Annotated in this window: 13 protein-coding genes and 1 tRNA gene; 10 read left to right on the top strand and 4 right to left on the bottom strand. The window is 72.1% G+C overall.

All coding sequences use genetic code 11. From position 1 onward, the window contains the following. Positions 1-91: 91 nt before the first annotated feature. The 3 genes from ABZT14_RS09580 to ABZT14_RS09590 form a co-directional block, all read right to left on the bottom strand. A complete protein-coding gene (locus ABZT14_RS09580) occupies positions 92-1,363 on the bottom strand; it encodes an extracellular solute-binding protein (RefSeq protein ID WP_356299040.1) in 1,272 nt (423 codons plus the stop codon). Then, positions 1,363-2,181 carry a carbohydrate ABC transporter permease gene (locus ABZT14_RS09585; RefSeq protein ID WP_356299347.1) on the bottom strand — a complete coding sequence of 273 codons (819 nt, stop codon included), beginning with the start codon at positions 2,179-2,181 and terminating at the stop codon, positions 1,363-1,365. The genes ABZT14_RS09580 and ABZT14_RS09585 overlap by 1 nt, the downstream gene beginning before the upstream one ends. A gap of 68 nt (positions 2,182-2,249) precedes the next feature. Then, positions 2,250-3,197 (bottom strand): sugar ABC transporter permease, encoded by a 948-nt coding sequence (locus ABZT14_RS09590; protein WP_356299042.1) that lies wholly within the window; start codon positions 3,195-3,197, stop codon positions 2,250-2,252. 473 nt (positions 3,198-3,670) lie between these two features. Between ABZT14_RS09590 and ABZT14_RS09595 the strand changes: the two genes are divergently transcribed. The 7 genes from ABZT14_RS09595 to ABZT14_RS09625 all read left to right on the top strand — a co-directional run bounded on the left by ABZT14_RS09595 (position 3,671) and on the right by ABZT14_RS09625 (position 14,956). Further along, entirely contained in the window at positions 3,671-4,399 is a 729-nt protein-coding gene (locus tag ABZT14_RS09595) for a VIT1/CCC1 transporter family protein (protein WP_356299044.1), read from the top strand. Positions 4,400-4,710: 311 nt separating this feature from the next. Then, positions 4,711-9,291, top strand: coding sequence for a glutamate synthase large subunit (gene gltB / locus ABZT14_RS09600; protein ID WP_356299046.1), 4,581 nt, complete (start codon positions 4,711-4,713; stop codon positions 9,289-9,291). Then, positions 9,284-10,762, top strand: coding sequence for a glutamate synthase subunit beta (locus ABZT14_RS09605; RefSeq protein ID WP_356299047.1), 1,479 nt, complete (start codon positions 9,284-9,286; stop codon positions 10,760-10,762). The genes gltB and ABZT14_RS09605 overlap by 8 nt, the downstream gene beginning before the upstream one ends. Before the next feature lie 530 nt (positions 10,763-11,292). Then, entirely contained in the window at positions 11,293-12,078 is a 786-nt protein-coding gene (locus ABZT14_RS09610) for a serine protease (RefSeq protein ID WP_356299049.1), read from the top strand. A gap of 838 nt (positions 12,079-12,916) precedes the next feature. Next, positions 12,917-13,801: an AraC family transcriptional regulator gene (locus ABZT14_RS09615; RefSeq protein ID WP_356299051.1), complete on the top strand. Its 885-nt coding sequence runs from the start codon at positions 12,917-12,919 to the stop codon at positions 13,799-13,801. A gap of 215 nt (positions 13,802-14,016) precedes the next feature. Beyond that, positions 14,017-14,337, top strand: a complete 321-nt coding sequence (locus ABZT14_RS09620; protein ID WP_356299349.1) for a chorismate mutase — start codon at positions 14,017-14,019, stop codon at positions 14,335-14,337. Between the two features lie 163 nt (positions 14,338-14,500). Then, positions 14,501-14,956 (top strand): lamin tail domain-containing protein, encoded by a 456-nt coding sequence (locus ABZT14_RS09625; protein WP_356299053.1) that lies wholly within the window; start codon positions 14,501-14,503, stop codon positions 14,954-14,956. A 119-nt stretch (positions 14,957-15,075) separates the two neighbouring features. Here ABZT14_RS09625 and ABZT14_RS09630 read toward each other — a convergent pair whose 3' ends face one another. After that, positions 15,076-15,582 (bottom strand): excalibur calcium-binding domain-containing protein, encoded by a 507-nt coding sequence (locus ABZT14_RS09630; protein ID WP_356299054.1) that lies wholly within the window; start codon positions 15,580-15,582, stop codon positions 15,076-15,078. Positions 15,583-15,741: 159 nt separating this feature from the next. Between ABZT14_RS09630 and ABZT14_RS09635 the strand changes: the two genes are divergently transcribed. The 3 genes from ABZT14_RS09635 to ABZT14_RS09645 all read left to right on the top strand — a co-directional run bounded on the left by ABZT14_RS09635 (position 15,742) and on the right by ABZT14_RS09645 (position 19,339). After that, positions 15,742-15,819: transfer RNA gene (locus ABZT14_RS09635), tRNA-Asn, on the top strand. A gap of 153 nt (positions 15,820-15,972) precedes the next feature. Then, on the top strand, positions 15,973-18,495 hold the full coding sequence (gene pepN / locus ABZT14_RS09640) for an aminopeptidase N (protein WP_356299056.1): 2,523 nt from the start codon (positions 15,973-15,975) through the stop codon (positions 18,493-18,495). Positions 18,496-18,652: 157 nt separating this feature from the next. Further along, positions 18,653-19,339, top strand: coding sequence for an SIMPL domain-containing protein (locus tag ABZT14_RS09645; protein ID WP_356299058.1), 687 nt, complete (start codon positions 18,653-18,655; stop codon positions 19,337-19,339). Positions 19,340-19,493 lie beyond the last annotated feature (154 nt).

The following is a 19,493-nucleotide window of genomic DNA, read 5'->3' on the forward strand; positions in this document are numbered from 1 at the left end:
GGCCGTGTCGTACGCGGAGTCGGTGCGTGGCGATGTGCGCCCTGTCGTACGCGGCGTCGTGCCTGGCGTCGTACGAGCGTCGTGTGTGGCGTCAGCGCTGGTAGCGGCGTAGCACCCGGTTGCCGTCGTCCACCAGGCGGTCGCGCAGCGCGTCCAGGGAGAGGTCGCCGCCGTAGTAGCGCTGGAGCGCGGGGGTGGCCACCTTGTCGGTCCACTCCGGGTAGCCGCGTACGCCCAGCACCGGTGAGGCCACCAGGCTGGGGGCCGTCTCCACCCCGACCCGCCAGCCGTGCCGCGCCACGTCCAGTCGCGGGTCGCGCAGGGCGGCGGGGCTGGTGGGGAGCAGCCAGTCGCCCTGGGCGAGCCGTACCTGGTGGTCCGGCTCGGTGAGGTGGGCGACGAAGGCCATGGCCGCCCGCTTGTGGCGGCAGTCCTCGGAGATCGAGAGCGTCTGGGGGCTGACGCCCTGGTGAGCGCCGGGGTCCCCGGGCAGCGGGAGGGTGATCCAGTCGAACCCGTCGGGGGCCTGCTGGTGAACCTGCTGGCGGAAGGAGAAGTTCAGCGGCAGCAGGGCGTAGCGGCCGGCGAAGAACCCGGGGAGGGTGTCGGAGCCGGACATGCCCAGACTGCTGCGGGCCGCCGAGTGCTCCTGGTGGACCTGGCGGCGTACCAGTTCCGCGAGGGCGGAGTCCGGCGCGTCGAAGCGGATCTGGTTCTTTCCCCGTGAGCGGTAGAAGATCCGCCCGCCCTGGGTGAGCGACAGGTTGAGGGTCTGGCTGACCGGCTCCTTCATCGACCAGGCCACCCCGTGCCGGGTGCCGCCCCGGGTGAGCCGCCGGGCGGCGTCCTCGAACTCGCCCCAGCTCCAGGGCCGTTGGACGGTGGGGACACGTACCCCGGACCGGCGCAGCAGCCGGGCGTTGGCGATCAGCACCCGGGGTTCCTGGAGGAAGGGCACCCCGTAGACGCCTCCGGCGAAGCTGGCGGTGTCCCAGGTGCGCTGGGGGATGTTCGCGCGGAGCCGCTCCGGCAGCAGGGGGCCCAGGTCGGCGAGGTAGCCGCCGTGGGCGAAGTCGGTCAGGTCGCCGGCCTCGTCGTGGATGACGTCGGGGGCACTGCCGCCCTCGAAGGAGGTCAGCAACTGGTCGTGCACGGTGTCCCAGTTGCCCTGGACGTAGCGGACCCGTATCCCGGGGTGGCGGCGGTTCCACTCGGCCACCAGCTGCCGGTTGGCCCGTACCGACTCCTTCTGCCAGGCCAGGCACAGGTAGTCCAGCCGTACGGTCCCGTCGTCCGGCTCCTGGCCGGAGCAGCCGGCGAGGGTACCGGCGGCCATGCCGGCCAGCAGGGCGCGGCGCCGCATCAGCCTTTCACCGCCCCGGTCAGCACACCGCTCACCAGCCGCCGTTGGAGCAGCGCGAAGAACAGCAGGCTGGGCAGGGTGGCCAGCAGGGCGGCGGCCGACAGGGGCCCGAGGTCGGCCACCCCCTCGGCGCCGATGAAGTGGGTGAGGATCACCGACATCGTCTGTTTCTCCGGGGACTTCAGCAGGACCAGCGCGAAGAAGAACTCGTTCCAGGCGGTGACGAAGGAGAACATCAGGGTGGCCACCACCCCCGGGGCCAGCAGCGGGAACACCACGCTGACCAGGGTGCGCATCCGGCCGCAGCCGTCCAGGGCGGCGGCCTCCTCCAGCACGGTGGGCACCGACCGTACGTAGCCCTGGAGCATCCACAGGGCGAAGGGGAGGTTCCACACCACGTAGACCGCCACCAGGCCGCTGAGGGAGTTGACCAGCTGGAGGTTCTTCAGCACCACGAACAGCGGGATGATCACCAGGACGAAGGGGAACATCTGGCTGACCAGGATCCAGCCGTTGCCGGCCCTGCTGAGGGCCGAACGCTGCCGGGCCATCACATAGGCGGCGGGGGTGGCGATCGCCACCGAGACCAGGGCGGACGCGGTCGCCACCAGCAGGCTGTTGCCGGCCGACCGCAGCAGTGGCTGCTGGTCGAAGGCGGACCGGAAGTTGTCCCAACTGGCGCTGTGCGGGAACCAGTTCGGGTCGATGCGGCCCAGCTCCTGGGGCGACTTGAAGGCGGTGGAGGCCAGCCACAGCAGGGGGAACCCCAGGAACAGCAGATAGCCGGCCAGTGCCAGGTAGCGGCCCAGCCGGCCCAGCCGCCGGGTGCGGTCCCGCCGTCGGCCCGGGTCCCGGGCGCCCGGGGCGGCGTGCGGAGTCGTGGGGGTCACCGGTCCTCCTCCCGCAGTCGGTTACGGAGGAACACCGCCAGCAGCACCGCGATCACGGCCACCATCACCAGGCCCATGGCCGCCGCGTAGCCGTACTGGCCGTAGCGGAACGCCTCCTCGTAGGCGAACAGCATCGGTAGCCGCGTCTCCCCACCCGGCCCGCCCTGGGTGAGCACGTAGACCAGTCCGAAGGAGTTGAAGTTCCAGATGAAGTTGAGCGAGGTGATGGCCAGTACCACCGGCAGCAGGGACGGCCAGGTCACCGAACGGAACCGGCGCCACACCCCGGCCCCGTCCAGGGCCGCCGCCTCGTGCAGTTCGCGGGGCACGTTCTGGAGGCCGGCCAGCAGCACCACGGTGGTCTGGGGCATCCCGGCCCACACCCCCACCAGGATCACCGCCGGCAGGGCCAGCGACAGGCTGCCCAGCCAGTCGACACCGCCCCCGGTCAGCAGCCCCAGGTCACGCAGCGCGTTGTTCAGCAGGCCGGCGTCCTGGTGGTAGACCAGCCGCCACATGATGCCGACCACCACCTCGGGCATCGCCCAGGGCACCAGCACCAGCACCCGGGCCAGCCCCCTCAGGCGCAGGTCCTGGTTCAGCAGCAGTGCCAGGCCCAGGGCCAGCAGGAACTGGAGGGTGGTGACCGCGACCGCCCACACCAGTCCGACGCGGAAGGAGTCCCAGAACAGCCCGTCGTGGCGGAGGTCGGTGAGGTTGTCGAGCCCCACGAAGCGGGTGGGTTCGGTACGTCCGGCCTGGGCGTCGGTGAACGCCAGCGACAGCCCGTACAGCAGCGGGCCCACGCTCAGCAGCAGGATCGGGAGCAGGGCCGGCAGCAGCAGGAACCAGCCGTCCCGGTCCAGGCCCAGAGCGCGTCGCCGTTCCGCGGGCTCCCGGGGCGGCGGGGTGCCCCGCGAGGGCGCCGGAGCGACAGCGGTCACCGTCGCCCCCTCCGCTCGCCGGTCGCCCCACCGCGCGGGTGCCCGTACCCGGGGGGCCGCCCGGACGGACGCCCCCACCCCGGTGACGGGTACGCGGTCCGCCGGCTCACCGGCCGACCTCCGCCCGAGGCGCTTCCCGCGCCCCTCGGCACTCCCGGTCACGTCGCCGCATCCGCGCGCACCCCCGTTCGGTCACGATCACGCCCCCGTCGGGCGTCAGTGGATCCTGGCATCCCCGGACCGGTGGGGCCACCCTTCGTGGCGATCCGCCGACCCGGCCGAGGGAGGGCCGCGCTCGGCCGTACGGCTTTCCGGCGCGGTCCGGGGCGCGGTCAACGCCCTGGTCACCGGGGTAAGTTCGGCCTTCCTTGCTGGCGGCGGGAGCGGCGGCGTGTCTAACGTCGCCTCAGCGCCCGGCCCCCGGGCGGCGGAACGGTGCCGTGACCGAGGACGTGAGCGAGGGAAGGGGCCGGATGCCGGACGACGGTAGGGACGACGAGGAGTCGCCCCTGGAGATCCACCACCAGCACCGGGACGTCCAGGGCGGCTGGCTGCGGCCGGCGGTGTTCGGCGCCATGGACGGGCTGGTCTCCAACCTGGGGCTGGTGGCGGGGGTGGCCGGGTCCACCGCCGACCCCTCGACCGTGGTGGTCGCCGGTCTGGCCGGGCTGACGGCCGGGGCCTTCTCGATGGCGGTCGGCGAGTACACCTCGGTGGCCTCCCAACGGGAGCTGGTGCTGGCCGAGTTGGAGGTGGAGCGTACGGCGCTGCGACGGCACCCCCGGGACGAGATCGAGGAGCTGGCCCGCGCCTACCAGCGGCGCGGGGTGGACCGTCCGCTGGCCCTCCGGGTGGCACGGCAGCTGCACCGCGACCCCGAGCAGGCGCTCCAGGTGCACGCGCGTGAGGAACTGGGTGTCGACCCGGGTGAGCTGCCCTCCCCGACGGTCGCCGGACTGTCCTCCTTCTGTGCCTTCGCCGTCGGTGCCGTTCTTCCGGTTCTGCCCTATCTGCTGGGGGTGACGGTGCTGTGGCCGGCGGTGTCGCTGGCCCTGTTGGGGCTGTTCCTCTGCGGCGCTCTGGTGGCCCGGGTGACGGCCCGGTCGTGGTGGTTCAGCGGGCTGCGGCAGATGTCCCTGGGAGCCGCCGCCGCGCTGGTCACCTACGGTCTGGGTACGCTGTTCGGTACGTCCCTGTCCTGACCCGCGCCGGACCGGATCCGGGAGGTTTGGCGTTACCGGCCGGTTTCGTTTCCGTACCCGTGGGCAGAAGCTGAGTCGCCCCGTGGGCAAGGAGGCGCACGGGGCCTGGGCGTGCACGCCAGACTGTCGAGGGCCTCCGCTTAGTGGCCCGGGTGAGCGTTCAGCGTCCGCATCCTGGAATACGGCATCCAGTTTTCGAGCAGAGCCGCATCGTGTAACCTGCGCGAAAACTTGATGCGCCACTTGTTTCGCAGAGGGCCAGAGTCGTCCCTCGGCATATCCACTTGCCACGACGACGACGGGAGAGCCCGATGCGCGCAGCGCCTTTGGCGGCCCATCCTGCCCAGCAGGGGATGTACGACCCCCGATTCGAGCGTGACGCCTGCGGTGTCGGCTTCGTCGCCACTCTCACCGGTGCGGCCAGCCACGAACTCGTCGAACAGGCGCTCACCGTGCTGCGCAACCTGGAGCACCGAGGCGCTACCGGCTCCGACCCCGACACCGGCGACGGCGCGGGCATCCTGGTCCAGATCCCGGACGCCTTCCTCCGTGCCGAGACCCCCTTCGAGCTGCCCACCCCGGGGGCGTACGCCGTCGGCATCGCCTTCCTGCCCACCGACGAGGCGGAGTACGGCACGTCGAGCGCCGTCGCGGACATCGAGGATCTGGCCGCCGAGGAGGGGCTGACCGTCCTGGGCTGGCGTGAGGTCCCCACCACCCCCGCCCTGCTGGGTTCCGGCGCGCGGGAGACCATGCCGGTGTTCCGCCAGCTGTTCGTGGCCGACCCCGAGGGCCGGCGCACCGGGCTGGACCTGGACCGGGCCGCCTTCGCCCTGCGCAAGCGGGCCGAACGCGAGGCCGGCACCTACTTCCCCTCCCTGTCCAGCCGCACCGTGGTCTACAAGGGGATGCTCACCACCGGCCAGCTGGAGCCGTTCTTCCCCGACCTGTCCGACCGGCGGTTCGCCACCGCGATCGCCCTGGTCCACTCCCGGTTCTCCACCAACACCTTCCCGAGCTGGCCGCTGGCCCACCCGTACCGCTTCGTGGCGCACAACGGGGAGATCAACACCGTCCAGGGCAACCGCAACTGGATGCGGGCCCGCGAATCGCAGCTGGACAGCGAGAAGTTCGGCCGCGAACGGCTGGAGCGGCTCTTCCCCATCTGCACCCCCGGGGCCTCCGACTCGGCCACCTTCGACGAGGTGCTGGAACTGCTGCACCTGGGCGGCCGGTCGCTGCCGCACTCGGTGCTGATGATGGTGCCCGAGGCGTGGGAGAGCGAGGAGTCGGCGGACTCCATGGACCCCGCCCGGCGGGCCTTCTACCAGTACCACGCGACGATGATGGAGCCCTGGGACGGCCCGGCCTGCGTCACCTTCACCGACGGTACCCAGGTCGGTGCCGTACTGGACCGCAACGGGCTGCGCCCCGGCCGCTACTGGGTGACCGACGAGGGCCTGGTGGTGCTGGCCTCGGAGGTCGGCGTCCTGGACATCGACCCGGCCCGGGTGGTGCGCAAGGGGCGGTTGCAGCCGGGGCGGATGTTCCTGGTGGACACCGCCGAGCACCGCATCATCGAGGACGACGAGATCAAGGCCCAGCTGGCGGGCGAGAACCCGTACCAGGAGTGGCTCGGCGACGGCCTGATCGAGCTGGCGGACCTGCCCGAGCGGGAGCACATCGTGCACACCCACGCCTCGGTCACCCGCCGCCAGCAGACCTTCGGCTACACCGAGGAGGAGCTGCGGGTGCTGCTGGCGCCCATGGCCAGGGCCGGGGCCGAGCCGATCGGCTCGATGGGCACCGACTCCCCGATCGCCGCGCTGTCCGAGCGTCCCCGGCTGATCTTCGACTACTTCACCCAGCTGTTCGCGCAGGTCACCAACCCTCCGCTGGACGCCATCCGGGAGGAGCTGGTCACCTCGCTCTACTCCTCGCTGGGGCCGCAGGGCAACCTGTTGGAACCCACCCCCGCGTCCTGCCGTAGCGTCACCCTGCCGTTCCCGGTGATCGACAACGACGAGCTGGCCAAGCTGATCCACGTCAACGCCGACGGCACCATGCCCGACTTCAAGAGCGCCACCCTGTCCGGGCTGTACCGGGTGGGGGAGGGCGGCCCGGGGCTGGCCCGACGTATCCGCGAGGTGTGCGCGGAGGCGGACGCGGCCATCGAGGCCGGTGCCCGGCTGGTGGTGCTGTCCGACCGGCACTCGGACGCCGAACACGCCCCGATCCCCTCGCTGCTGCTGACGGCGGCGGTGCACCACCACCTGATCCGCACCAAGCAGCGCACCCAGGTGGGCCTGCTGGTGGAGGCCGGCGACGTGCGCGAGGTGCACCATGTGGCGCTGTTGATCGGCTACGGGGCGGCGGCGGTCAACCCGTACCTGGCCATGGAGTCGGTGGAGGACCTGGTGCGTGCCGGTACCTTCCTGCCCGGGGACATGGACCCCGAGGAGGCCATCGGCAACCTGATCAGGGCGCTGGGCAAGGGCGTGCTGAAGGTGATGTCCAAGATGGGCATCTCCACCGTGGCCTCCTACCGGGGCGCCCAGGTCTTCGAGGCGGTGGGCCTGGACGCGTCCTTCGTGGACACCTACTTCCACGGCACCACCACCAAGATCGGCGGCGCCGACCTGGACGTGATCGCCCGGGAGGTGGCCGCCCGGCACCTGAGGGCCTACCCGGTGACCGGGATCGCCTCCGCCCACCGTGACCTGGAGATCGGTGGCGAGTACCAGTGGCGCAGGGAGGGCGAGCCCCACCTGTTCGACCCGGACACCGTCTTCCGGCTCCAGCACTCCACCCGGACCCGGCGGTACGACGTCTTCAAGCAGTACACCCGCCGGGTGGACGAGCAGTCCGAGCGGCTGATGACCCTGCGCGGACTGTTCCGGCTCAGGGGGGACCGCCCCTCGGTGCCGATCGAGGAGGTGGAGCCGGTCAGCGAGATCGTCAAGCGGTTCTCCACCGGCGCCATGTCCTACGGCTCCATCTCCCAGGAGGCGCACGAGACGCTGGCGATCGCCATGAACCGGCTGGGCGGCAAGTCCAACACCGGCGAGGGTGGCGAGGACCCGGAGCGGTTGTACGACCCGACCCGCCGTTCGGCGATCAAGCAGGTCGCCTCCGGCCGGTTCGGCGTCACCAGCGAGTACCTGGTCAACGCGGACGACATCCAGATCAAGATGGCCCAGGGCGCCAAGCCCGGCGAGGGCGGCCAGCTGCCCGGCCACAAGGTCTACCCCTGGGTGGCCCGTACCCGGCACTCCACCCCCGGGGTGGGCCTGATCTCCCCGCCGCCCCACCACGACATCTACTCCATCGAGGACCTGGCCCAGCTGATCCACGACCTGAAGAACGCCAACCCCCGGGCACGTGTCCACGTGAAGCTGGTGTCCGAGGTGGGCGTGGGTACGGTCGCGGCCGGGGTCTCCAAGGCGCACGCCGACGTGGTGCTGATCTCCGGCCACGACGGCGGTACCGGCGCCTCCCCGTTGACCTCCCTCAAGCACGCGGGCGGCCCCTGGGAGCTGGGGCTGGCCGAGACCCAGCAGACGCTGCTGCTCAACGGGCTGCGGGACCGGATCGTGGTGCAGACCGACGGGCAGCTGAAGACCGGCCGGGACGTGCTGATCGCCGCCCTGCTGGGAGCCGAGGAGTTCGGGTTCGCCACCGCCCCGCTGGTGGTGTCCGGCTGCGTGATGATGCGGGTGTGCCACCTGGACACCTGCCCGGTCGGCATCGCCACCCAGAACCCCACCCTGCGGGAGCGGTACAGCGGCAAGGCCGAGTTCGTGGTCAACTTCTTCGAGTTCGTGGCCGAGGAGGTACGGGAGCTGCTGGCCGAACTGGGCTTCCGCACCCTGGACGAGGCCGTGGGGCACGCCGAACTGCTGGACGTCAGCCGGGCGGTGGACCACTGGAAGGCCAAGGGCCTGGACCTGGAGCCGCTGTTGCACGTGCCCGAACTGCCCGAGGGCGCGGTACGCCACCAGGCGGTGGAGCAGGACCACGGGCTGGCCAAGGCCCTGGACAACCAGCTGATCAAGCTGGCCGCCGACGCCCTGTCGGCGGAGTCGGTGGCCGAAGCCCAGCCGGTGCGGGGCCAGTTGGCCATCCGCAACGTCAACCGCACGGTGGGCACCATGCTGGGCCACGAGGTGACCAGCAGGTTCGGCGGCGCGGGCCTGCCGGACGGCACCATCGACGTGACCTTCACCGGCAGCGCCGGCCAGTCCTTCGGGGCGTTCCTGCCCCCGGGGGTCACCCTGCGGCTGGAGGGCGACGCCAACGACTACGTGGGCAAGGGCCTGTCCGGCGGCCGGATCGTGGTCCGCCCGGACCGTACCGCCGACCACCTGGCCGAGTACTCCGCCATCGCCGGCAACACCCTGGCCTACGGGGCCACCGGCGGTGAGATGTTCCTGCGCGGTCGGGTCGGTGAGCGGTTCTGTGTCCGTAACTCCGGCGCCACGGTGGTCTCCGAGGGGGTCGGCGACCACGGCTGCGAGTACATGACCGGGGGGCACGCGGTGGTCCTCGGGACCACCGGGCGCAACTTCGGCGCCGGGATGTCCGGGGGCGTCGCCTATGTGATCGACCTGGACCGGGCGCTGGTCAACTCGGGGCTGCGCGAGGCCGTGGAGCCCCTGGACGAGGAGGACCGGGAGTGGCTGCGGCGGACCGTCACCCGCCACCAGCAGGAGACCGGATCGACGGTGGCGGAGAAGCTGTTGGCGGACTGGGAGACGGCCGTCGACCGTTTCGCCAAGGTCCTGCCCCCCACCTTCAAGGCCGTGCTCGCCGCCAAGGAAGCCGCCGAGCGAGCGGGACTGTCCCCGTCCGAGACCCACGAGAAGATGATGGAGGCGGCGACCCATGGCTGACCCCAAGGGATTTCTCACCACCGACCGCGAGGTCGCCAGGACCCGACCGGTCGAGGAGCGGGTACGCGACTGGGACGAGGTCTACCAGCCCGGTTCCCTGCTGCCCATCATCAGCAAGCAGGCGGGCCGCTGTATGGACTGCGGCATCCCCTTCTGCCACAACGGCTGCCCGCTGGGGAACCTCATCCCCGAGTGGAACGACTACGCCTACCGGGAGGACTGGCGCGCGGCCACGGAGCGGCTGCACGCCACCAACAACTTCCCCGAGTTCACCGGCCGCCTCTGCCCGGCCCCCTGCGAGTCGGCCTGTGTGCTGGGCATCAACCAGCCGGCGGTGACCATCAAGAACGTCGAGGTCACCATCATCGACAAGGCCTGGGACCAGGGCGACGTCACGCCCCAGCCCCCGGACCGGCTGTCCGGCAAGACGGTCGCGGTGATCGGCTCCGGCCCGGCCGGCCTGGCCGCCGCCCAGCAGCTGACCCGGGCCGGGCACACGGTGGTGGTGTACGAGCGGGCCGACCGGGTCGGCGGGCTGCTGCGCTACGGCATCCCCGAGTTCAAGATGGAGAAGCGCCACCTCAACCGCCGGGTCGAGCAGATGAGGGCCGAGGGCACCAAGTTCCGTACCGGGGTGGAGATCGGCCGGGACATGACCGCCAAGGAGCTGCGCAAGCGGCACGACGCGGTGGTGATCGCCGCCGGCTCCACCACCGCCCGTGAACTGCCGGTGCCCGGGCGGGAGTTGGATGGCATCCACCAGGCGATGGAGTACCTGCCGCTGGCCAACAAGGTGCAGGAGGGCGACTACGTCGCCCCGCCGATCACCGCCGAGGGCAAGGACGTGGTCGTCATCGGCGGTGGCGACACCGGCGCCGACTGCGTGGGCACCGCCCACCGGCAGGAGGCCCGCTCGGTCACCCAGCTGGAGATCATGCCCCGGCCCGGCGAGGAGCGCCCTCCGCACCAGCCCTGGCCCACCTTCCCCATGCTCTACAAGGTGACCTCGGCCCACGAGGAGGGTGGCGAGCGCGTCTACTCGGTGTCCACCACCCACTTCAGCGGCTCGGAACCGGCCGAGGGCGAGACGGTGGGCCATGTGGAGGCCCTGCACCTGATCGAGGTCGAGTTCGTCGACGGCAAGCTGGAGCAGAAGCCCGGCACCGAACGCGTCATCCCGGCCCAACTGGTCACCCTCGCCATGGGGTTCACCGGAATCGACCAGGAGAACGGCCTGGTGCGGCAACTGGGCCTGGAACTGGACGAGCGCGGCAACGTCGCCCGGGACGAGGAGTACGCCACCTCGGTGGACGGGGTCTTCGTCGCCGGTGACGCGGGCCGGGGCCAGTCGCTGATCGTCTGGGCCATCGCCGAGGGACGTTCGGCGGCCCGCTCGGTGGACCGCCACCTGATGGGGGCCAGCACCCTGCACGCCCCGATCCGTTCCACCGACCGCGCGCTCACCGTCTGACCCCGCACCGTCGCTCGGGGCTCACCCTCCGCCTCCGTTCTCGTACCCCCTGGGAAATCTCCCGGGGGGTACGTACGTGAGGGGGCCGCCCGCTCCTCTTCCCCCGGTCGTACGGTCAGTGACGCGGTCGACACCCTCGGCACGTCGTGTCCGACGAGCCCCCACGAGGGCGGGTCAACCACCTCTCACCTGCGAGGAGTTGATGCGGCCCGGTCCCACCGGCACGGACGGGAAGCGGACTCGCCGGCGCCCGGTCGCGACCGGGCGCCCCCGGCGGAACGCGGGATTCTGGATGCCCAGGAACCGGGCGGACCGGGTGCCTTCGAGGAATTCGGGACGAGATCCTCTTGTCAGCGACCTGACTTGCTTCAGATAATCCCATGAAGCATTTCGGCAACCCATGCTCGGTGGAACGGAAGACCCGTCGTCGTCACGCTCTCCCACAAGCAACTGACGCGCGGCACCAGGGAGTTCCTCACCCCACCCGGGAGGCCGGGTGCGGCAAATCCCCCCACGAGAGGAACAGTTCCTTGAAGAAGATCCTGAAGCGTGCTGCCGCCATCGGCGCCGTCAGTGTCATCGGCCTGGGCCTGCACGCCGGTCAGGCCATGGCCCAGCCCGAGCCGGGTGGCGTGGACACGCGCATCATCGGCGGCGAGAAGGCCTCCGAGGGCGAGTTCCCCTGGATGGTCCGGCTGTCCATGGGCTGTGGTGGCGCGCTCTACACCGAGGACATCGTGCTGACCGCCGCCCACTGTGTGGACGGTTCCGGCGAGGACACCAGCATCACCGTCACCGCTGGCGTCACCGACCTGGAGAGCCCCGACGCGGTCGAGGTGAACTCCACCGAGGTGCTCCAGGCTCCCGGCTACAACGGCGAGGGCAAGGACTGGGCGCTGATCAAGCTGGCCGAGCCGATCGACCAGCCCACCCTGAAGATCGCCGAGTCGGCGGACCTCAACGAGGGTGACCTCACCGTCGCCGGCTGGGGTGCCGACGCCGAGGGCGGCCAGCAGCAGCAGCACCTGCTGAAGGTCGACGTGCCCTTCATCGACGACGCGGAGTGCAAGGAGGCGTACCCCAACCTCATCGCCGAGGAGGAGCTGTGCGCCGGTGTGCCCGAGGGCGGCAAGGACGCCTGCCAGGGTGACTCCGGTGGCCCGATCTTCCGCAAGGACGAGGCCGGCGAGTTCGTCCAGGTCGGCATCGTCAGCTGGGGTGAGGGCTGCGCCCGTCCCGGCAAGCCCGGTGTCTACTCCGAGGTGAGCGCCTTCGCCGCCGACATCAAGGCCGGCGCCGAGGAGCTGGGTGGCTGAAGCCACCAGAGCGTGACGACCCCGCTGCGGCGGTAGGTCATCGGTAGTGCCCTGCGGGGGCCCGACATCCTCAGGATGTCGGGCCCCTTCGCGTGTGCGGCACCTCCTCGGCCCCGCCCGTGGTCCCCGCGCCCGTCCTCCGTGCGCTCACGCGGCGGGGACTGGTTTCTCGGGGTGTTCCCCGTGTCCGGCGGGCGGCTGTCGGTCTCGTACCTCGGCGGGTGCGTCCCCGCTTGCGCTGCTGTGCTCGTGTCGGAACTCCAACCGGCCCGGTACGCCCGCGAGTTCGGTGGGTCTCGGCCGGCCCCGTGTCCGTCGCGGCAGGGGGCGGCGGGGCGTGTGTTCGGGGGTGGGCTCCGGGTGCCCGGTGGGCTGGTGGGTTGGTGGGTCGCCGTGGGGCGTATGGCTGGGCTGGTGCCTCTCTCCCGGTTGGCGCGCCGGTGTGGGGTCTCCAACCGGTCGGGGGCGCCGGCGCGTTCGCGGTGTGGGGGTTCGCTCCGCGCCTGCCGTACCGGGGGCTGGTCCGCCGTGGGGCCGGTGTCCGGTGGGCGGCTGTCGGTCTCGTACCTCGGCGGGTGCGTCCCCGCTTGCGCTGCTGTGCTCGTGTCGGAGTCCCAACCGGCCCGGTACGCCCGCGAGTTCGGGGCGCCCGCCGTCCGCCGCGCCCGGCAGGGGCTCCGCCCGTACCACCGCCGGTGCTGACACCAGGGCGGTCGCCGCCTACCCTGGCCCCGCGAACCGCCCGGGCCGAGGGCGGCGCCGGCACCGCGCCCGACCAGCGGGCCCGGAGCGGCGGGGCACCGTCTCCCACGAGAGCGACATGCCGTACCAGAGCTGGATGAGGTACTTCACCCCTCGTCCCCTGCACCACCAGCTGGGACTGGTCTGCCTCGGTGTCGGGTTGCAGAGCGGACAGCTGCCGGCCGTCGGACCGCGCACCCTGGACCACCACGTGGCGGTGGTGGTCAGCGCGGGTCGGGGTTGGTTCCAGACCCCGGACGGCTCCCCCCACCGCGTACTGGCACCGGCCCTGCTGTGGCTCACCCCCGGGGTGCCGCACCACTACGGCCCCGACCCCGAGGAGGGCTGGGACGAGGGCTTCGTGGACTTCACCGGCCCGGCCGTACACGCCTACACCGAGCTGGGGTGCATCCAGCCCGACACCCCGGTGGTCCCCCTGGTCGACAGCGGTCCCGCCCGAGCCGCCGTCGCCCGGATCGCCCGCGCCGCCCACCACGGCAACCCCCTGCTGGAGCTGGAGACCGGGGCGGCGGTCCACGAACTGCTGGTGGCCCTGCGGCGGGCCCGGGTCGACGCCACCGCCGAGGGGGCGCCGGTGCTCCAGGCCCTGGCCCGGGACGCCTTCCTCGCCCTCAGCGTGGCCGAGCACGCCGCCCGGCTGGGCATGAGCCCCGCCACCCTGCGGGCGGCCGTACGGCGGGGTGCGGGCTGTAGCCCCAAGGACTACCTGCTCGGGGTACGGTTGAACCGGGCCAAGGAGCTGCTGGTCACCACCGAACTTCCGGTGGCGGCCATCGCCCGTCGTGTCGGCTACGAGGACCCGGCCTACTTCTCCCGGTTGTTCTCCCGCCGCGTCGGCGTCGCCCCCGTGCACTTCCGCGAACAGCAGAGCGGCACGGTCCACGGCGGGTGGAGTGCCGACATCCCGGCCCCCGACCAGCCGCCCACCATCGACACCCGACACCGCCCCACCACCGGGTGACCCCCCGCGAGGGTGGGCGGGCGGCCCCGGTCCGCGCCCTCTACCCTCGTGAAGCGATGAACGATACCCACAACCCTCACCGCCCCTCCGGCCCCGACCTGACCCCCCGTGCCGTGCGGGCCCAGGAGGGCGGGGGCCACCTCCCCCCGGACGCCGAGGGCGCCGCAGACCCCGAGAGCGCCGCGAACACCGCGAGCGCCGAGAAGCTCGCTTCGCTGGAGGAGGTGGACGTGTCGGTCCGCGCCGAGCTGGAGCGGCTCCGCGACAGCATCGACAACATCGACGCCGCGGTGGTCCACATGCTGGCCGAGCGGTTCAAGTGCACCCAGCAGGTGGGGGAGTTGAAGGCCGTCCACCGGCTTCCCCCGGCGGACCCCGGTCGGGAGTCCCGGCAGATCGAGCGGCTGCGACGGCTGGCGGAGAGCGCCAAGCTGGACCCGGCCTTCGCCGAGAAACTGCTCACCTTCATCATCGCCGAGGTGATCCGGCACCACGAGAGCATCAGTGGCGAGGACGGGGTGGAGCACCGGGAGTAGCCGACCGGCGCGGACGGACCGTCAACACCGTTACGGGGCAGGGGAGTTGACGGTCTCTTGGGGTCCCGTTTCGATAACGGCGCTCCGATTGTGGAGACGGTGTGAATAGCCTGGGCGTCCGCTGGGCCCGTGGGGGGTACCCAGCCCGAACAAGGGACGTGCCATGTTCCGTACCCGTGCCCACGTCGTGACCGTGGTCCTCGCCACCGCCGCCGGCTCCCTGCTGCTGACGCCCTCACCTGCGCAGGCGGCCGGCTCGCTGCACCTGCACAAGATCTACTACAACAGCCCCGGCAGCGACCGGGGCGGCAACGCCTCGCTCAACGCCGAGTACGTACAGATCAAGAACGGCACCAGGTCCGCCTTCCAGATGCGCGGCTACCGCCTCAAGGACAACGAAGGCCACACCTACACCTTCCCCTCGTACCGCGTCAGCGCCGGCAAGACGGTGAAGGTCCACACCGGGAAGGGCACCAAGTCCGCCGGCCACCTGTACCAGGGGCGCGGCTGGTACGTCTGGAACAACACCAAGGACAAGGCCCGGCTCTTCACCCCGGGCGGCAAGCTGAAGGACTCCTGCTCCTACAACTCCGCCCGCCGCGTCCACGTCATGTGCTGAACGCGCTGAGCGGAGCGCGGTACGGCCCCGCCGGACACCCGTCCCGGCGGGGCCGTACCGCGTCCTCGGTGTACGCGGTGTTCTCGGTGTGACCGGTGGACCCACCAGCCCGGCGACTCTCAGGACCACTCGCAGGCGATGCCGTCCCCGTCACGGTCCAGATGGCGTCCGTAGCCCGGGTCGCCCCGACGTACCGGGGCGGCGCCGTCCCGCTTGGCCGCCGCGCAGTTCTCGTAGTGGACCCGGCCCTCACGGGCGGACGTGGCGGGGGCCGGCTTCTCGGCGGCCGGGGCGGTCCTGGTGCGTGTCGCGGTGACGGTGGCCGTGACCGTGGCGGTCCTGGTCGCCGTGGCGGTCGCCTTCCGGGTGGTCGACCTCGTCTCGGTGACCGTGGGGCCGGGGGCCCGGGGGGAGGCGCTGGTGGTCGTGGTGACGGTGGCCGTCGGGTCGGCGGTGGCCTGGTTCCCCTGCACGGAGCTGAGGATGCCGCCCAGGACCGCCAGCGCCACGAAGGCGCCCAGTACGGCGAACAGGGCGATCAGCCAGGGGTTGCGGCGCCGGCCCGGGGGCGGTGGCGGGCCCCCGGCGGGAGCGTTTCCGTGAGCGGGGTGACGCCAGTCGGGCATGGTGACCGCCTCCACTGAGAGGGGTGGGGGGTGGTCTCAGTGGAGCACGCGCCCCGGGGAACCGCCAGTGAGGGGCCGGTCACGGTGGGGGCACGAACGCCTCCCGTGCCGCCCGGTACGGAAAACCGGGTGCCCGGGCCCCGGGCCGTGGCTAGGCTGGCCGTGGCCCAGATGCGAAGGCGACGGATACTTCGACTGTTAATCGAGTGGTCGCGGGTTCGACTCCCGCCGTCGGCTCCGGCTGACGTAGCTCAGTGGTAGAGCGCTTCGTACCGTCACCGACCTGGATCTCTGGGCCACCCACACCTCCCGCCCGTGGGCCGGGCGCCACCGGCGCCACCCCCCGACGCCGGTGGGGTGGGCCGGCCCCGGGTGCGGCAGCATGGGGCCATGCCCGCACTGACCCGCGCCGAGGCGCAGCGCCGCGCCGAGAGCCTCACCGTCCACGAGTACCGCGTCCACCTGGACCTGACCACCGGTGGGGAGACCTTCGAGTCCGACACCACCCTGGACTTCACCGTCCACGCCGACGACACCGACAGCTTCGTGGAACTGCGCCCGGAGACCCTGCACGGAGTCGAGCTGGACGGCCGGTCGCTGCCGATCGAGCTGACGGACAACCGGCTGGCGCTGTCCCGACTGCCGGCCGGACGGCACCAGTTGACCGTACGGGCGCGGATGGCCTACTCCCGCACCGGCGAGGGGATGCACCGGTTCACCGACCCCGCCGACGGACAGGACTACGTCTACACCCAGTGCTTCCTGGCCGACGCCCAGCGGGTGTTCGCCGCCTTCGACCAGCCCGACCTCAAGGCGGTGTTCCACCTCGCGGTCACCGCCCCCGAGGACTGGACGGCACTGGCCAACACCCGGGTACGCCAACACACCGGAAACCGCTGGGACTTCGCCCCCACCGAGCCCCTGCCCAGCTACCTGGTGGCCGTGGCCGCCGGACCCTGGCACTCGGTCACCGCCGAGCACCACGGGCTGCCCCTGGGCCTGCACTGCCGCCGTTCCCTGGCGCCCCACCTGGACGCCGAGGCGCCGGAGCTGCTGGAGATCACCCGCGGCTGCCTGGACACCTACCGGGAACTGTTCACCGAGCCCTACCCCTTCGACTCCTACGACCAGGCCTTCGTCCCCGAGTTCAACCACGGGGCCATGGAGAACCCCGGACTGGTCACCTTCCGCGAGGAGTTCGTCTACCGCTCGGCCGTCACCGACGGCGAACGGCACCGCCGGGCCATGGTGGTCGCCCACGAGATGGCCCACATGTGGTTCGGCGACCTGGTGACCCTGCGTTGGTGGAACGACATCTGGCTGAACGAGTCCTTCGCCGAGTACATGGGCTTCCACGTCCTGGACGCCCTGCACCGCACCCACCCCGAGGGCGCCGCGCCCCGCTGGTGCGGCACCCGCAGCTGGACCCACTTCGCCGCCCACGACAAGAACTCCGGCTACGACGCCGACCAGCGCCCCTCCACCCACCCGGTGGCCACCGAGGGCGACCAGGTGCCGCACACCGCCCTGGCCCTGCTGAACTTCGACGGCATCTCCTACGCCAAGGGCGCCTCCGCCCTGCGCCAACTGGTCGCCTGGCTGGGGGAGTCGGACTTCCTCGCCGGCGTCAACGAGCACTTCCGCCGCCACCGCTTCGGCAACGCCACCCTGGACGACCTGCTGGACTCGCTGGCCGCCCACACCTCACGGGACGTCCACCAGTGGGCCCGTGACTGGCTGGGCACCACCGGGGTGGACACCCTCACCCCGGTACGCGGCGAGCCGCTCACCCTGGACCACCGGGGCCGCCGCCCCCACCGGCTCACCCTCGGCGTCTACGACCTGGACCCGGCCGACCGGCTCACCCTCCGCGAGCGCCCCACCCTCGACCTGCCCGTCGGCCCCGGCGAGCGGTCGCTGCCGGTCACCGGACCCGAACCGGACCTGTTGCTGCTCAACGACCAGGACCTCAGCTACGCCAAGGTGCGCCTCGACCCCCGCTCCTGGGCCACCGCCACCCACGCGCTGTCCACCCTGCCCGACCCGCTGGCCCGGATGGTGCTCTGGAACGCGGCACGCGACATGGTGCAGGACGGCCAACTCGCCCCCGCCGCCTACCTGGAGACCGTCCGCGCCCACCTGCCGCCCGAGCCCGACGTGGACCTGGTGCGTTCGGTACTGGCCTACGCCCGGGACGCCGTCTGCGACCGCCACCTGGCCCCCGACCAGCGCGGAGCGGCCCTGGCCGGACTGCACGAGCTGGCCCGCACCCTGTGGCGGGTCGCCGAGGAGCGGGGGGACGACGGGCTGCGACTGGCCGCCGTACGCTCCTTCGTCGACAGCGCCGGCGAGCCCGGGGAACTGCTGGAGTGGTGGACCGGACAGGCCATCCCCGGCGGGCCCGAACTGGACGCGGAACTCAACTGGCGCCTGCTGCTGAGGCTTTCGGTGCTGGGCGCGGTCGGGGAACCCCAGATCGAGCGGGCGCGAAGCGCCGACCCCAGCGCCACCGGAGTGGAGGGCGCCGCCCGCTGCCGGGCGGCGCTGCCCGAGGCGGCGGCCAAGGAGGCCGCCTGGGACACCCTGTTCGGCACCGGCTCCCGACAGGTCAGCAACTACCTGTTCATCGCCACCGCGCAGGGCTTCTGGCAGCCCGAACAGCTCGCCCTGACCGCCCCCTACGTCGACCGCTACTTCGAGGCCGCCGCCCAGCTGGCCGAGAGCCGGGGCGCCGCCCTGGGCGGTGCGGCCGGACGGTACGCCTTCCCCCGGTTCGCGGTGGAGCCGGCCACCCTGAAGCGGGGCCAACGGTTCCTGGAGACACGGGAGTTGCCCCCCTCGCTGCGTCGCCGGCTGGTGGACCAGCTGGACGACCTGGCGCGGGCCCTGCGGGTACGGCGGGCCCACGACTGACGCCCGCCTGGCCGCCGGTCAACGGGACCTGGGGCACCGGGAGTTCGCGCCCGGTGCCCCCGTCGCCGTACCCGCTTCGAGGGACACCCCGGGCGCGGTCGGGGGTGTTCGGGGCAGGATGGCAGCAGCAGCCGCCCCACCGAGCCGGGAGCCGTCCATGAGTGAACAGTCCGCCGCCAGCACTCCCGAGAGCCCCCGGGTCGCCGTACGGGGCGAGGCCCGGCTGGAGTTCGACCCGGAGATCGCCCGGCTGGTGGTGGTCGTCTCCGCCCGGGGGAGCGCCCAGCGGCCGGTGCTCGACGACCTCACCCGCCGCAACGCCGAGGTGCTGGAACTGCTGCGCTCCCAGGGGGAGGCCTGCGAACGGCTGGAGACCGGCGCGTTCAGCGTCACCCCCGAACTCACCGACAAGGGCAAGCGGGAGAAGGTCCGCAGCTACCGGGGTCAGGCCCGGGTCACCGCCACCCTCGGTGACTTCACGGTGCTGGGCGAACTGGCCACCCAGCTCGCCGACCAGGAGCTGACCCGGGTCGAGGGCCCGTTCTGGGCCCTGCGCCCCGACTCCCCGGCCCGTGCCCGGACCCGTCAGCAGGCCGTGCGGGAGGCGGTGACGCGGGCCAGGGAGTACGCCGAGGCGCTGGACGCCCGGCTGGTGGCCCTGCTGGACCTGGCTGACGAGGGGGCCGAGCCGGGGCCGGCGCCCGCGCCCCGGGCGCCCGCCGGTCGTAGCGCCGCCGGCTACGGGGGGCCGGCCGCCCCGGCGCCGCTGGACCTGGAGCCGCAACGGCAGGTCCTGCACGCCAGGGTGAACGCCCGCTTCGTGATCACCCCGCCCTCCTTCTGAGCGTCCCTGCCGAGCGGGCTTCCCGACGGCCGGGCGGGGTGCTCATCAGAGCGGTGTGCCGCCCATTCAGAAGTTGTCAACGCCCTTGTGGCTAAAGGTGGTTGGCCCTCCAGGCCGAACAGGGCTCTACCCGCAGGTAAGTCATAAGCTCGGC

It is taken from the genome of Streptomyces sp. NPDC005438, assembly GCF_040606315.1.
Lineage (GTDB): Bacteria > Actinomycetota > Actinomycetes > Streptomycetales > Streptomycetaceae > Streptomyces.

Excerpts from the sequence above, each read along its gene's own strand:
- ABZT14_RS09580 (WP_356299040.1), bottom strand. The coding sequence starts at position 1,363 with ATGCGGCGCCGCGCCCTGCTGGCCGGCATGGCCGCCGGTACCCTCGCC.
- ABZT14_RS09595 (WP_356299044.1), top strand. The coding sequence starts at position 3,671 with ATGCCGGACGACGGTAGGGACGACGAGGAGTCGCCCCTGGAGATCCAC.
- gltB (WP_356299046.1), top strand. The coding sequence starts at position 4,711 with ATGCGCGCAGCGCCTTTGGCGGCCCATCCTGCCCAGCAGGGGATGTAC.
- ABZT14_RS09605 (WP_356299047.1), top strand. The coding sequence starts at position 9,284 with ATGGCTGACCCCAAGGGATTTCTCACCACCGACCGCGAGGTCGCCAGG.
- ABZT14_RS09615 (WP_356299051.1), top strand. The coding sequence starts at position 12,917 with ATGAGGTACTTCACCCCTCGTCCCCTGCACCACCAGCTGGGACTGGTC.
- ABZT14_RS09625 (WP_356299053.1), top strand. The coding sequence starts at position 14,501 with ATGTTCCGTACCCGTGCCCACGTCGTGACCGTGGTCCTCGCCACCGCC.
- ABZT14_RS09630 (WP_356299054.1), bottom strand. The coding sequence starts at position 15,582 with ATGCCCGACTGGCGTCACCCCGCTCACGGAAACGCTCCCGCCGGGGGC.
- pepN (WP_356299056.1), top strand. The coding sequence starts at position 15,973 with ATGCCCGCACTGACCCGCGCCGAGGCGCAGCGCCGCGCCGAGAGCCTC.
- ABZT14_RS09645 (WP_356299058.1), top strand. The coding sequence starts at position 18,653 with ATGAGTGAACAGTCCGCCGCCAGCACTCCCGAGAGCCCCCGGGTCGCC.